This window comes from Streptomyces sp. NPDC006283, from assembly GCF_040613325.1.
Taxonomy (GTDB): Bacteria; Actinomycetota; Actinomycetes; order Streptomycetales; family Streptomycetaceae; genus Streptomyces.
In genome coordinates this window covers 16,535-29,796 of the sequence record NZ_JBEXRZ010000082.1, presented here as the reverse complement: position 1 = coordinate 29,796, position 13,262 = coordinate 16,535, and the positions used below count along the sequence as shown (strand labels likewise).

Annotated in this window: 12 protein-coding genes; 4 read left to right on the top strand and 8 right to left on the bottom strand. The window is 72.9% G+C overall.

Annotated features, from left to right (window positions below; translation table 11 throughout):
- The coding region (locus ABZ070_RS18755; protein WP_356635157.1) for a proprotein convertase P-domain-containing protein at positions 1-172 on the top strand (172 nt) is incomplete at its 5' end.
- A 72-nt stretch (positions 173-244) separates the two neighbouring features.
- On the opposite strand, the gene ABZ070_RS18750 is transcribed toward ABZ070_RS18755, so the two are convergent.
- From ABZ070_RS18750 to ABZ070_RS18720, 7 genes are all read right to left on the bottom strand, one after another.
- On the bottom strand, positions 245-1,279 hold the full coding sequence (locus ABZ070_RS18750; protein WP_356635155.1) for an aminoglycoside phosphotransferase family protein: 1,035 nt from the start codon (positions 1,277-1,279) through the stop codon (positions 245-247).
- 114 nt (positions 1,280-1,393) lie between these two features.
- Positions 1,394-1,909 (bottom strand): peroxiredoxin, encoded by a 516-nt coding sequence (locus tag ABZ070_RS18745; RefSeq protein ID WP_356635153.1) that lies wholly within the window; start codon positions 1,907-1,909, stop codon positions 1,394-1,396.
- A 142-nt stretch (positions 1,910-2,051) separates the two neighbouring features.
- Positions 2,052-2,585, bottom strand: a complete 534-nt coding sequence (locus ABZ070_RS18740; protein ID WP_356635151.1) for a MarR family transcriptional regulator — start codon at positions 2,583-2,585, stop codon at positions 2,052-2,054.
- Positions 2,586-2,715: 130 nt separating this feature from the next.
- Positions 2,716-3,384: an SRPBCC family protein gene (locus tag ABZ070_RS18735; protein ID WP_356635149.1), complete on the bottom strand. Its 669-nt coding sequence runs from the start codon at positions 3,382-3,384 to the stop codon at positions 2,716-2,718.
- Positions 3,385-3,494: 110 nt separating this feature from the next.
- Positions 3,495-5,891, bottom strand: coding sequence for a xanthine dehydrogenase family protein molybdopterin-binding subunit (locus ABZ070_RS18730; protein ID WP_356635147.1), 2,397 nt, complete (start codon positions 5,889-5,891; stop codon positions 3,495-3,497).
- Between the two features lie 5 nt (positions 5,892-5,896).
- Complete coding sequence (locus ABZ070_RS18725) at positions 5,897-6,466, bottom strand: (2Fe-2S)-binding protein (RefSeq protein ID WP_356635145.1); 570 nt, start codon at positions 6,464-6,466, stop codon at positions 5,897-5,899.
- Positions 6,463-7,335, bottom strand: coding sequence for a xanthine dehydrogenase family protein subunit M (locus ABZ070_RS18720; protein ID WP_356635143.1), 873 nt, complete (start codon positions 7,333-7,335; stop codon positions 6,463-6,465). The genes ABZ070_RS18725 and ABZ070_RS18720 overlap by 4 nt, the downstream gene beginning before the upstream one ends.
- Before the next feature lie 157 nt (positions 7,336-7,492).
- On the opposite strand from ABZ070_RS18720, the gene ABZ070_RS18715 reads away from it, so the two are divergent.
- Positions 7,493-8,590 (top strand): XdhC/CoxI family protein, encoded by a 1,098-nt coding sequence (locus ABZ070_RS18715; RefSeq protein WP_356635141.1) that lies wholly within the window; start codon positions 7,493-7,495, stop codon positions 8,588-8,590.
- A 47-nt stretch (positions 8,591-8,637) separates the two neighbouring features.
- The gene (locus ABZ070_RS18710) at positions 8,638-9,774 is read left to right on the top strand and encodes a TetR family transcriptional regulator (RefSeq protein ID WP_356635139.1); all 1,137 of its coding nucleotides are present in this window, start codon (positions 8,638-8,640) and stop codon (positions 9,772-9,774) included.
- A gap of 328 nt (positions 9,775-10,102) precedes the next feature.
- Here ABZ070_RS18710 and ABZ070_RS18705 read toward each other — a convergent pair whose 3' ends face one another.
- Positions 10,103-11,467 carry an MFS transporter gene (locus ABZ070_RS18705; protein ID WP_356635137.1) on the bottom strand — a complete coding sequence of 455 codons (1,365 nt, stop codon included), beginning with the start codon at positions 11,465-11,467 and terminating at the stop codon, positions 10,103-10,105.
- Positions 11,468-11,766: 299 nt separating this feature from the next.
- Here ABZ070_RS18705 and ABZ070_RS18700 point away from each other — a divergent pair, with 299 nt between their 5' ends.
- Positions 11,767-13,251, top strand: coding sequence for an aldehyde dehydrogenase (locus ABZ070_RS18700; RefSeq protein ID WP_356635135.1), 1,485 nt, complete (start codon positions 11,767-11,769; stop codon positions 13,249-13,251).
- Positions 13,252-13,262: the final 11 nt, after the last annotated feature.

Sequence of the window (13,262 nt, the reverse complement as noted above, 5' to 3'; positions counted from 1 at the left end):
GACGGTCTACACGCTGGAAGACTTCCCGAACGGCGACAGCGCCGACAATGTCGCGAAGACGTACACGGTGAACGCCTCCTCAGAGGCGGCGAACGGCACCTGGAAGCTGCGCGTCCGTGACGTGGCGTCGCAGGACACGGGCCGGATCGACGCCTGGAACCTCACGTTCTAGGGGCGGGCCGGTCCAGGCCCGGGAGTGCTTCCGGGTCTGGACCGGCCTCGGGCCGGGTCGGCTCGGCCGTTGTCATGTTCGGGGGCGCTGGGACGGAACCGGCCGGATCGTGGGCCACCGAGCGATCAACCGTTGACGCATGTGCGTACTGAGTCTGCTCAGCCCCTTCAGGTCGGCGTGGTCGGCGGTCATACGACTGACGACAGCCAGGCGGTGCGCGAGCCTCTGCCGGGCGGTCGCGGTGCCCCACTGCCAGTCCCGGTGAGGAATGCGGGCCAAGTGGTCGGTGCTGCCGCGCCGAGCGCGTTCGACCAGCGCCTCCCCCCTGAGCAGCCAGCCGGCGCAGGCGTCGACGAGATCGAGGTGGAGGTCGGTGCCGGTCTCGGAGCGCCACGTTTCCAGGTACGCGTTCTCTGCTTGGTTCAGCAGCGCCAGGGAAGCGGAGGTGACACACCAGCATGTGGGGAAGCCGATGCGCAGGTAGGCGAGTTCCATCAGTCCGCTGCCCCATGACGCCTGTTCGAAGTCGATGAACTTGACACCACCGGTGGTGTGCAGGTCGTTACCGGGGCAGGGGTCCCCGTGGAGGAGGGCCCGCCCGGGTGCCTGGCGGATCCTGTGGACGAGTGCCTCCAGCTCGGCAGGGACGCCGGGCGCGACGGGAGTCCCGAGAGCGTCGGCCAGCCGGAGAAAGGCGTCGGCATCGGCATCGTCGGGGCCCGTCCACCGGGGCAGCACGTCGACGACTTCGGGGCCGGCGGAGGCATGAAGGCGCGCCAGTGCTGCGGCATACCCGACGATCCAGTCGGGGGACGGTTGTTGGTGGTCCAGGTACTGCAGGACCAGGACCCGCTCCCCGGGATCGGCGCCCAGCAGGGCAGGCACCACCGGCGCTTCGGCCCGGGAAGCGAGCCGCAGAGCGGCCACCTCGCGGGCGTATCGCTCATCGGCATCGTTTCCCGAGACGATCTGCTTCACCACCGCCGGTCCGGCGGCCAGCTCGACGCGCCACACACGTGAGCGCGGGCTGCTGCTCAACCGGCGAGAGCGCCGAGGCAGCCCCAGATCGGCCTGTAACTCGTCGCCAAAAGGCAGTCGCGACCACATGGGCACACTTTCCCATGTGCCCGGGCCACTTGGTTGGTTCCCCGTTCCAGGTACGGCGGGCTTCGAGGTTCGTGTCCCGTTCCTCACGTGCGCGACCCGCACCGGGGACCGCCTCTACTGGTCGCCGTGGAGTCTTCCGTCGGCGCGGACCGCCGTCGCCTCGGCGATCCGCTCGGCGAGCGTGTCCACGTTCTGGAAGGAGAGCCCGGCCAGCGCCACGTGCTTCCAGCGGACCACACCCTCGGCGTCCAGCACGAACACCGAACGCCGCAGGCCGAGTCCGGGCACGGCGATGCCGTAGGCGCGGGCCACCTCGCGCTCGGTGTCGGCCAGCAGGGGGAAGCGCAGGTCGTACTGCTCGGCGAAGCCCTCGTGGCTGTCGAGGCCCTGCGGGCTGATGCCCCAGACGGTGGCGCCGAGGTCCTTGAAGCGGTCGAGTTCCGAGGTGTAGGAGCACAGCTGGCGGGTGCAGACAGCCGTGTTGTCGCCCGGGTAGAAGGCCAGGACCAGCGGGCTGCCGCGGTGCGCGGAGAGCGTGTACTCGCTCCGCTCGGGGCCCGCGGAGGTGCGGAGGGTTCCCGGGACGGTGAAGTCCGGGGCGGGGGTGCCGACGTCGGGCGTCCTGGCCATGATGAGTCTCCCTCTCGGGGGCAGCGGGTCGGGCCCGCCGCGTCGCGGTCCCGCCGGGCAGTCTGCCAGTCGCCCGCGCGGCGGCATGCGGCGCGGGGCATGCGGCGCGGTGGCGTCGGTGCTCGGGCACCGGGCGAGGGCTCTAGGACTCCTGCGGCTCGTCGTCCGACGCGAGGATGGAGTCCTCGAGCTTGCGCAGCAGCCGTGCGATCTGCCGGCGTTCGGAGGGTGAGAGGCCGCCGAGCATCCGGCGCTCGTTGTCGAGGTGCTCCGCGAAGACCGTGTCGACCGTTGCGAGCCCCTTGTCGGTGAGCCGTGAGTAGACGACCCGACGGTCCTCGGCGTCGCGTTCGCGGACGATCAGGCCGTCCTTCTCCAGCCGGTCGATCCGCAGCGTGACGCCGGCGGAGGAGACGAGCCCGGAGTCGGCGAGCTGCCCCGCGGTCAGGCGGTACGGCTCCCCCGCGCGGCGCAGGGCGGTGAGCACGTCGAAGCCGGCGACCGACAGGCCGTGGCGTTCTATCGACGTGGTGAGCCGGGTGCTGTAGCGCAGGAACGAGCGGTGCAGCCGGGCGAGGACCTCCAGCGGGCTGGTGTCCAGCTCGGGCCGCTCGCGGGCCCAGTCGTCGATCACCTTTGCCACGGCGTCGTGGTCCGCCGGCTTCGATGCAGCCATCGTCTTCCCCTCGTACAACTCCGCCGGCACCCCTCCGGCTTCTCACGGCGCTGAGAATCTTACCGCTGAGGAGACGACAGGGGCCGGGACGGCCGCAGAGCGCGGGGGTGGCCGTCCCGGGCGGCGGGGGTCAGCCGCGGGCCCTGCGGGTCACCATCCGGACGACCACGACCGCGAGGAGCACCGCGGCAGCCGGTCCGGCGGCCTTGCGGAGCAGCACGGGCAGGGCCGCGGCGCCCAGGTCCACGGCCTCGGGCTCGGCGGTGGCGGTGGCGGTGGCGGTGGCGGTGGCGGTGGCGGTGGCGGTGGCGGACGAGGCGGCCGCCGGAGCGGTGGCGGAGGCCGCCTCGTCCGGGCCCGCCTCGCGCAGCAGGTTCTCCAGACGGTCGGCGAACTGCCGGACGATCCGGTCGCCGACCTCGGTCATGATGCCGCGGCCGAACTGGGCGGGGCGCCCGGTGATGTCCAGGTCCGTGCGGACCCGCACGCGGGTGCCGCTCCCCTCGGCGGTGAGCGTCGCCGTGACGGCGGCCGACGCCGTGCCGGCGCCTCGCGTCTCGCTGCCGGTGAGGTCGAGGAGCACGCGGCGGGCCGGCTCGTCCCGGCGGACGGTGCCCGAGCCCCGGTAACTCATCTGCACGGCGCCGACCTTGACCTTGACCCGTCCGGTGAACGTGTCGCCGTCGAGCGTGTCCAGCACCGCTCCGGGCATGCAGGGGGCGACCCGGGAGAGGTCGTGGAAGAGCTTCCAGGCGTCGTCGGGGTCCGCGGCGACGGTGAACGAGTGGTCGAGCTGCATGGGGGTCCAATCCGGTGAGGGGGAGGAGGGGAACGACAAGGGGATCGCCGCCGCCTCGGCCGTCGGCACGGTGGCCGCGGCCGGCAATCGCGGGTGAGGGAACGGCGGGTTCAGCCCCTGGCTGCCGCGCGCACGAGATCGCGCACCCGGCTCGGTGAGAGCGGGCCGCGGCGCACGACGACGCCGAGCGGCCGCAGGGCGTCTTCGACGGCGTTGGCGAGGACCGCCTGCGGGGCGATGGCGCCGCCCTCGCCGAGGCCCTTGACGCCGAGGTCGTTCATCGGGCTGGGGCTGACGATCTCGTCCATGTCGAGGTCGGGGATCTCCGAGGACGTCGGGACCAGGTAGTCCATGTAGGTGCCGGTGCGGGGCTGGCCGTCGGGGCCGTAGATCATCTCCTCGTGGAGCGCGCCGCCGATGCCCTGGGCGATGCCCCCGGTGACCTGGCCCTCCGCGATCATCGGGTTGACGATCACGCCCGCGTCGTGGACGACGACGTAGTGGAGGATGTCGACGGCGCCGGTGTGCTCGTCGACCTCGACGACGGCCGCGTGCGCTCCGCTCGCGACGGCGAATCCCGGTGGGCGGAAGTGGACGGTCTCGCTGAGTTCGGTGCCGTGCCGGCCGTCGGTCGGCTCGGGTGTGCCCGGCAGCGGTGCACGTCCGGCGAGTTCGGCGAGGTCGATCGCCGGGCCGCCGGGCTCCTCGGTCCGCACCACGCCGTCGACCAGCACGAGGGCGGCGGCCGGTGTGCCGAGGCGGCGGGCCGCCGCCTCGATGATCTTCTCCCGCACCAGGCGTCCGGCCCGGTGCGTGGCGTTGCCCGCGTTGACCAGGGCCCGGCTGGCGATGGTGCCGACCCCGAACGGGGTGGCGTCGGTGTCGCCGCCGACCACGTCGATCGACCCGAGGGGGACGCCAATGGCGTCCGCGGCGATCTGGGCCATGGACGTGCGGTGCCCCTGTCCCTGGGAGGGCGCGCCGATGGCGAGCTTCACCCTGCCGTTCGGGGCGATGTCGATGCGGGCGGTCTCGAACGGCCCGAGTCCGGTGGCCTCGATGTACATCGCGAATCCGATGCCGACGCGGCGTCCGTCGCGGGCACCTTCCCGCTGCCGTGCGCGGACCGCGGTCGGGTCCACGCGCGCCACGGCGCGGCGCAGCAGTTCGGGGAAGTCCCCGGAGTCGTACGACTGCGCTCTGCCGGAGCGGTCCACGAGGCCGGTGGCGTACGGCATCTCCTCGGGCCGCACGAGATTGCGCGCGCGCAGTTCCTCCGGCGCGATCCCGAGACGGGCGGCCAGCCGGTCCATGGCCCGTTCCATGGCGAACACCGTTTCGGGGCGGCCTGCTCCCCGGTAGGGCGTGGCGAACGCGGTGTTGGTGAGAACGCCGGTGACGTCGATGTCCACGTTCGGGATCCGGTAGGGCCCGAGCAGATGGCACAGCGAGTTGTACGGCACGACGAGGCCGGTCATGTTGTACGCGCCGAAGTTCACCGTGATCCGGTCGCGCACGGCGATGAGGCGGCCGTCGGCGTCCGCGGCGAGTTCGATGTGGTGGGTCTGCTCTCGGGCGTGCGAGGAGGCGGTGAGGTTCTCGTTGCGGTCCTCGCGCCAAAGCACCGGGCGGCCCAGCAGTCGTGCCGCGTGGGGGACGAGCAGTTCCTCGACGTAGAGGATGCCCTTCTGTCCGAAGCCGCCGCCGACGTCGGCCGCGATGACATGGACGGCAGAGGGGTCCAGTGCGAGTGTGTGCGCGATCGCCTCGCGCAGCCGGTGCGGGGTCTGGGTCCCGGACCACACGGTGAGCCGGCCGCTGTACGGGTCGACACGTGCCGACACGGCTCGGGTCTCGATCGGCGAGGCCACGTAGCGGTGCGCCTCGAACTGCTCGCGGACCACGGCGTGCGCCCCGGCGAACGCCGTGTCCGGGTCGCCGACGCGGGTGGCGACGGCGACGGCGGTGTTGTCCGGAAGGTCCTCGTGCAGCAGGGGCGCGTCCGTAGCCTGTGCATGGCCGGGGTCGACGAGCACGGGCAGCGGGTCGTAGCCGACCTCCACGCGTTCGAGGGCGTCCTCGGCGAGGTAGCGGTTCTCCGCGAGGACGACGGCGACGGGCTGGCCGACGTACAGCACCTTGTCGCGGGCGAGCAGCGGCATGGGCGTCATCCGCACCAGGGGGTCCAGGAGTTCGGCGAGGCCCGGCGGGGTGCGCAGTTCCTCCTTGTTGAGCATGGCCGGCAGGTGCGCCACGTCGTCGCCGGTCCAGACGGCGACGACACCCGGGGCGGCGAGAGCCGCGCTCACGTCGACGGAGACGATGCGGGCGTGGGCGTGCGGGCTGCGCAGGAAGGCCGCTTCCACGGCGCCGGGCAGGGCGATGTCGTCGACGTAGCGCCCGTTGCCGCGCAGCAGGCGGTCGTCCTCGACGCGGGGGACGCTGCGGCCGATCCAGTCACTGGTGTGTTCGGCGGCCGGCCGGGCTTCAGGGGATGTGCGGGACATGGGGGTCACTTCCCGAAGCGGTCGTCGAGTGCCTGGCCCACGGCACGGCGGATGTTGCGGTAGCCGGTGCAGCGGCAGAGGTGGCCGGCGAGCGCGTCGGCGACCTGGTCGCCGTCGGGCCGCTCGGGCCGCTCGGTCAGGGCGGTCGTCGTCATCAGGAACCCGGGGGTGCAGAAGCCGCACTGCATGCCGTGGCACTCGTGGAAGGCGCGCTGCACCGGGGTGAGCGGGGTGTCGCCGGGGGCGAGTCCTTCGACGGTGCGGATGTCGGCGCCCTCGCACTGCACGGCCAGCGTCAGGCAGGTCCGCACGGGCTCGCCGTCGACGAGGACGGTGCACGCGCCGCAGACGCCGTGCTCGCAGCCGACATGGGTGCCGGTGAGGCCGAGCCGGTCTCGGAGGAAGTCGCTGAGCAGCAGCCGGGACTCGACCTCGGCGGCGACGGCGCGGCCGTTCACCGTCACATCGATCCGGTGCCAGGCGGACGGCTCGGCCAGGGGCGGGGTCCGCACGAAGTCCGGTGGGCGGCAGGCGGCTGGCGCGGCCGGCGGGGCGGAGGGTACGGGGGATGTCATGAGCAGCGCTCCCATGCGGTGGTGCAGGCGCGGACGAGGAGGTGGGCGGCGCCCTCGCGCCGGTAGACGGCGCCGGCGTGGATGTCGTCGGAGGGGGCGAGGTGTTCGAGCGCGGCGCGGGCGGCGGCGGTCACGGCCCGTTCCCCCGCGTCGCTGCCGACGAGCGCGGCCTCGACGGCGGGGAGGCGTACGGGCACCGGGCCGGCGCCGCAGAAGACCACGCGGGCGGTGCGCACGGTGTGCGACGCGGTGTCGCGTTCCAGCAGGACGGCCGTGCCGACGGTCGCGAAGTCGCCGTGTCTGCGGGTCAGTTCCTCGAAGGCCCAGCCGTGGCCGGGGGCAAGGGGCGGGAGCACGACCTCGGTGACCAGCTCGTCCGCTGCACAGGCGGTGGAGAAGGTGGCGATGAAGAAGTCCTCGGCGGCGACGGTCCGGGTCCCGCGCGGTCCCGCGATCACGACGGAAGCGTCCAGGGCGAGCGCCGCCGTGGGCAGTTCGGCGGCGGGATCGTGGTGGGCGAGGCTGCCGCAGACGGTGCCCCGGCTGCGGATCTGCGGGTGCCCGATGTGCCCGATCGCGGCGGCGAGCAGGGGCCATCCCTCCTGGACCGCGGGGTCGGACGCGGCGCGGGCCTGGCGCACGGCGGCGCCGATGTGCAGCGCCCCGGAGCCGTCGACGGCGAGTCGGCCGAGCTCCGGGATACGGGTCACGTCGACGAGGACCTCGGGCCTGGCGAGGCGCATGTTCAGCATGGGGATCAGCGACTGGCCGCCGGCGAGCACCTTGGCCTCGCGGCTGTCGTCGGCCAGGAGGGCGATGGCCTCAGGGACGGTGGTCGGGGCGGTGTAGTCGAAGGGTGTGGGTTTCAACCTGCTGCCACCGGGCCTCTCTGGTCGTCGTCGTGTCCCGGTTTCGCTGTGACGGAGATGCTTCACCGAGACATCTATCTAGTACCTAAAATGATTTACACTAAAGTTTCTGCTTGGCAAGAGGCTGCCGCAGATTTCCCGGCCCGAGGTGAGCGACATGCGACACGTCATCGACCAGGCAGCCGCCTGGCAGCGCTGCGGGACCCGGTTCGCCATGGCGACCGTCGTCCGGACCTGGGGCTCGTCCCCCCACGGCCCGGGCGCCTCGATGCTGGTGGCCGACGACGGCCGCGTCGCCGGCAGCGTGTCCGGCGGCTGCGTGGAGGCCGCCGTCTGCGCCGTGGCGGAGGAGGTACTGGCGGGTGCCGGCCCGGTGCTCGAGCGCTGGGGCGTCGGCGACGAGGACGCCTTCGCGGTGGGGCTGACCTGCGGTGGGACCATCGAGGTACTGATTCGGGAGATCGGCCCCGAGGCGCCCCTCGGCCGGGTCGCGGCGGATCTCGCCACCGGCGTCCCGGTCGCCCTGGTCACCCCTCTGGACGGCGGCGGCAGCCTGGCGGTCGGCGACGGGCGCATTGACGGTTCACTGGGCGCCCCCGGAGCGGACCGGGCGGCGGCCCTCGCCGCGCAGGGCCTGCTGGCCCGCGGCGAGAGCGGCCTGGTGACCTGCGCGGACGCGACCGACGCAGACGGCTCGGCCGGGTGCCCGCCGCCGCGGGGGCTGCTCGTGCAGTCCTTCGCTCCCCGCCCGTGGCTGCTCGTCTTCGGAGCCGCCGAGTTCGCACGCCCGCTGGCGGCGATCGGCGCCGTTCTCGGTCACCGGGTGACGGTGTGCGACCCCCGGCCCGCCTTCGCCACGGCGACGCGTTTCCCCGATGCCGAGGTCGTCACGGACCGGCCCGACCGCTACTTCCGAGCGCACGAAGCGCGGGTCGACGCCTCGGTCTCGGTGTGCGTGCTGACGCACGACGCCCGCTTCGACGTACCGGTCCTGCGGCTCGCGCTGCGCAGCGCCGCCGGGTACGTGGGGGCCATGGGCAGCCGCCGCACACACCTCGACCGGCTGTCGCGGCTGCGGGAGGCCGGTGCGACGGAGGCGGAGATCGGGCGGCTGAGGTCGCCGGTCGGGCTCGACCTGGGCGGCCGCGGACCGGAGGAGACAGCCGTGTCCGTGATGGCCGAGATCGTCGCCGTACGGCGCGGCGGCAGCGGAATCCCCCTCAGGCAGCGGACCGGACCGGTGCACATGACGTGACCATTTTTGAACGGTCGTTCTGTTGAACACCCGTTTAATCTGAGGCGGTGGAAAAAGAGAGCAAGCGCCGCCCCGGCTCCCACGACCCGGAAGGCAACCGCAGGGCGGTCCTCGACGCGGCCCGCCGGCTGTTCGGCGCCCACGGCTACACGGGCGTCGGCGTCCGGGCCGTCGCCGCCGAGGCAGGCGTGACGCCGGGCCTTGTCATGGCGTACTTCGGCACCAAGGACGGGTTGTTCCGCGCGGCGGTCGGCAGCGGGAGCGGCGTCAGCGAGGACGTGCTGGCCACGGCGGCGCAGGACCCGGGCGATGTGCCGGGGGCGCTGGCCCGGGCGTACCTCGACCGATGGGACCGGCTGCCCGAGGACGATCCCTGGCCCGCCCTCATCCGCTCGGCGCTCGACCATCCGTCGAGTGCCGAGCTCCTTCGCACGATCCTGGAGAAGCAGGTCGGCGAGCCGCTGGCGCAGCTGCTGGGCGACACCCCCGGCGCCGATGTGCGCGTGGCACTCGTCCGCAGCGTCCTGTTCGGCGTGATCATGGAGCGCTATCTTTTCGCGCACGAACCGGCGGCGTCCGTCCCGACCGCCGAACTGGCCCCCGCCCTCGCCGAGGTGCTCGGCTGCGCCTTCGGTGGTGACACCACACGCGGGCGGCCGCCCGGTGACACCGCCGCCGTGGGGCCCGGCGCCGTCCCCCCGGCCCCCTCCCCCGCCGTACCCGCCCCGGCTCCGCCCGCGCCCGGGGCGCCCGGCGACTCGCCGTCGGCACTCCTCGCCCGCCTCGACGAGGTGTCCCGGCGGCACCAGGCGCTGATCGGCGCGACCTTGCAGGCGTACGGCGTCAGCCTGGCCGCGTACGAGGTGCTGGCCGTGCTGCGGGACGCGGGCGAACCCTACCGGAGAACCATGGGTGAGGTCGCGGCCGGCACCGCGGTCCGGGCCGGCGGGCTGACCCAGCACGCGGACCGGCTGGAGGCGGCGGGGCTGATCCGGCGGGAGCGGGACCACACCGACCGTCGGATCGTCCGGCTCCGCCTCACCCCCGAGGGCCTCGCCCTGACCGGACGGGTGGCCACCGCACGGGCGGCCCGGGAGCAGGAGCTGCTGGCTCCCCTGGGCCCGGCGGACCGGCGTCGGCTGGCATCGCTCCTCGGCACCGTGGGCACCGCGCTCGGTGCATGAGCGCCTCGTCGGCCGTGCGACGGCACAGGGCCAGTCCGGTTGATCTTCGAGGATCAGCCCCCGGCGTCAGATGCATGGGGCTCCCCCGGCCCGCCAGGGCCGAGGGGAGGGACCCATCGCAAGGCGGAGGATCGGCCTCATACGTATGGGGCACCTCCCAGCCGCCAGGCTGGGGGAGTACGTGGGCGGCTGGCGACAACACGGCGAGGTGCCGTGGCCGGCGTCGCGGGACCGAGAAGACCGCCCGGAGATGGCCCAAGGGGCCGGTGGCGGGGGCGCAGTGGATGCTGCTCCCCGCCACCGGCCCCTTGCCGGTGTCTCGGACCTCTCAGGAGTTGAGCTCCTCCAGCGTTTTGCCCTTGGTCTCGACGGCGAACCAGGCGATCGCCGCGCCGAGGGCGGCCACGAGGGCGAGCTGGGCGAAGACGAGGGAGAGGCTGCCGCCCGCCCCGATGATCGCCCCGACCGTGATCGGGCCGACGACGACGCCGAGCCGGTTCCACAGTCCGCCGAACGCGGCGCCCTTGGCCCGGTTGAAGGTGGGGTACAGCTCCGGCGAGTACAGGTAGAGGCCCGCGTTGACCGCGTAGAGGAAGAACGTGGTGCAGGAGGCGAAGACGGCGACCTGGCCGCCCGACGTCGCCCCGGCCAGGGCGAGCACGCCCAGCGAGAGCACGGTGCCGCCGAGCGCGGCGATCAGCGCCGGCCTGCGTCCGATCCGGTCGATGACCAGGGCGACGATCAGCGTGCCCAGCAGGCCGGTGACGTTGCTGAGCAGGGTGTAGACGAGCGCGGTGCTCAGGTCGAGGCCGAACTGCTTGGTGTACAGCGACGGCAGCCAGGTGGAGATGCCGTGGTTGACGTAGTAGGCGACGAACCACAGGCCCGACAGGACGGCCGTGCGCCGCAGGTAGCGGCCCTGGAAGATGTCGCGCATCCGGCCCCGGGCGGTGTCCTCCACCACGTCGGAGGCGGGCAGCGGCAGCGGCTCGGCACTGGCGCGGGCGACCTGCGCCTCGATCCGGGCGATGGCCGCCTCGGCCTCCTCGGTCCGCCCGCGGGCCAGCAGCCAGCGCGGGGACTCCTCGACGTGGCGGGGCAGCGCGGCGGCGATGAACACCGGCAGGGTGCCGATGACGAACATGGCGCGCCAGCCGAGGTTGGGGACGACCCACACGGCGACCAGCGTGGCCGCGGCCAGACCGGCCGGGAAGATCATCTCGTAGAGCAGGACGAACCGTCCTCGCTTGTCGGAGCGGGCGATCTCGTTGATGTAGGTGGCGGCGACGGGCACCACGCCGCCGATGCCGAGGCCTTGCACGAACCGGAAGAGGGAGAAGGTCCCGATGCCGTCGGAGAAGGCGACGGCGAGGCTCGCCAGGCCCGTGATCGCGACCCCGAGGGCGACGGTGCGCACGCGGCCGATCCGGTCACCGAGCCAGCCGGCAGCCAGGGCACCCAGCAGCATGCCGATGGAGGCGGAGGTCACCGCGAAGGTGGCCTGCCCGGTGGTCAGGTGCCATTCCTTCATCAGGACGGGCAGAGCGGAGGCGGCCAACAGCTGGTCGAACGCCTCGAAGAAGGTGACGGCGCCGATCAGGAAGCGCACCTTGACGTGCCAGCGCGAGTGCGGCAGTCGTTCGAGTCTCGCGGCTATGGAGCCAAGGGCTGGTTTGCCGGCCACAGTCGTCATGGAGGGGTCCTTCCGCGAACAGAGAGTTGCGGAGACAGTAGGGTCCTGTATCTAAGCGGTCAATGGTTAAGAGCTTAGGAATCTTAGATTCACTCACTCGACAGCCATCCTCAACGCGACAGAGTCCACGCTCAAGGCCTCCCCGACAACGATTTCGCCTCAGAGGTCTTGCCAGAAGAAACTTAAGCCCTTAGATTTCTAGCACTTCGACAGCACAGCCTGCCCGAGCACCGCGCAGGGCCTGAGCCGTCACCCCGCCCGTCCCGCCCATCCCGCCCGTCCCGCCCGGAGGTCCCGCCGTGCCGCACTTCCCCACCGACATCCTGATCGCGGGCCAGTGGCGGCGCGGCGCGGGCGAGCCCCTGGACACCGTCGACCCGGCGACCGGGCGAGTGCTGGCCACCCTCCACTCCGCCAGTGCCGAGGAGGTCGCCGAAGCGGCCGAGGCCGCTGCTGCCGCCGCCGCGGACCCCGCCTGGCGCGACCTGCTCCCCCACCTGCGCGCCAGGCTGCTGCACCGGATCGCCGACCTGACCGAGGAGGCGGCCGACGAGCTCTCGGCCCTGCAGACCGCCGACACCGGCAAGACGCTCGCCGAGACCCGGGCGCTCGCGCTGAGTGCGGCCGGCACCTTCCGGTACATGGCGGCCGTCCTGGAGACGGCCGAGGAGTCGCTCACCCCGGCCCGCGGCCCGTACCTCACCATGAGCGTGTACGAACCGATCGGCGTCGTCGGAGCGATCAACCCCTGGAACTCGCCGATCGCCAGCGACGCCCAGAAGATCGCTCCGGCGCTCGCCGCCGGGAACGCGGTCCTCCTCAAGCCCGCCGCCTGGACCCCCCTCGTCTCCCTGGCCCTCGGCCGGCTGATCACCCGGGCGCTTGAGGAGTTCCGCCTGCCCACCGCGCTGCTGTCGGTCCTGCCGGGCAGCGGCCGGATCGTCGGCGACGCCGTCGTCCGCCATCCGCTGGTCGCCCGCATCGGCTTCACCGGCGGCACCGAGACCGGCCGGTCGATCGCCGAGGCGGCCGCCGGGAAGCTGATTCCCGCGTCACTGGAGCTCGGCGGCAAGTCTCCGACGATCGTGCGCGCCGACGCGGACGTCGAACAGGCCCTGGCGGGCGTGCTGTTCGGGATCTTCTCGTCCAGCGGCCAGTCCTGCATCGCCGGTTCACGGCTGTTCGTGGCCCGCGAGCTCTACAACTCCTTCGTCGGCGAACTCGTCGAGCGGGTCCGCAAGCTGCGCGTCGGCCCCGGCACCGACCCCGCCACCCAGGTCGGCCCGCTTGTGCACCACCGGCACCGCGACGCCGTCGCCGCCTATGTGGACCTGGCCCGCGCCGAGGGCGCCCGGGTGCTGTGCGGCGGGTCCGCACCCGAGGGCGAGCAGTACCGGGACGGCGCGTACTACCTGCCGACCGTCCTCGACGGACTGCCGAACACCTCCCGCACGTGCCAGGAGGAGATCTTCGGCCCGGTGCTGGTGGCGCTGCCCTACGACGACGAGGACGACCTGGTCCGCCAGGCCAACGACTCCGTCTACGGACTGGCCTGCGGCATCTGGACCCGTGACGCGCGGTCCGCCTGGCGGCTCGCCCGGCGCATCGACGCGGGCACCGTCTGGATCAACACGTACAAGCAGTTCAGCGCCTCCACCCCGTTCAGCGGATGGAAGGACAGCGGTCTCGGGACGGAGAAGGGCCGCGACGCGATCCGCGCCTACCAGCGCCAGAAGTCCCTGTACTGGGGCACCTCCGACTCCCCGCTCCCCTGGGCCAACTGACCCGGCACCCC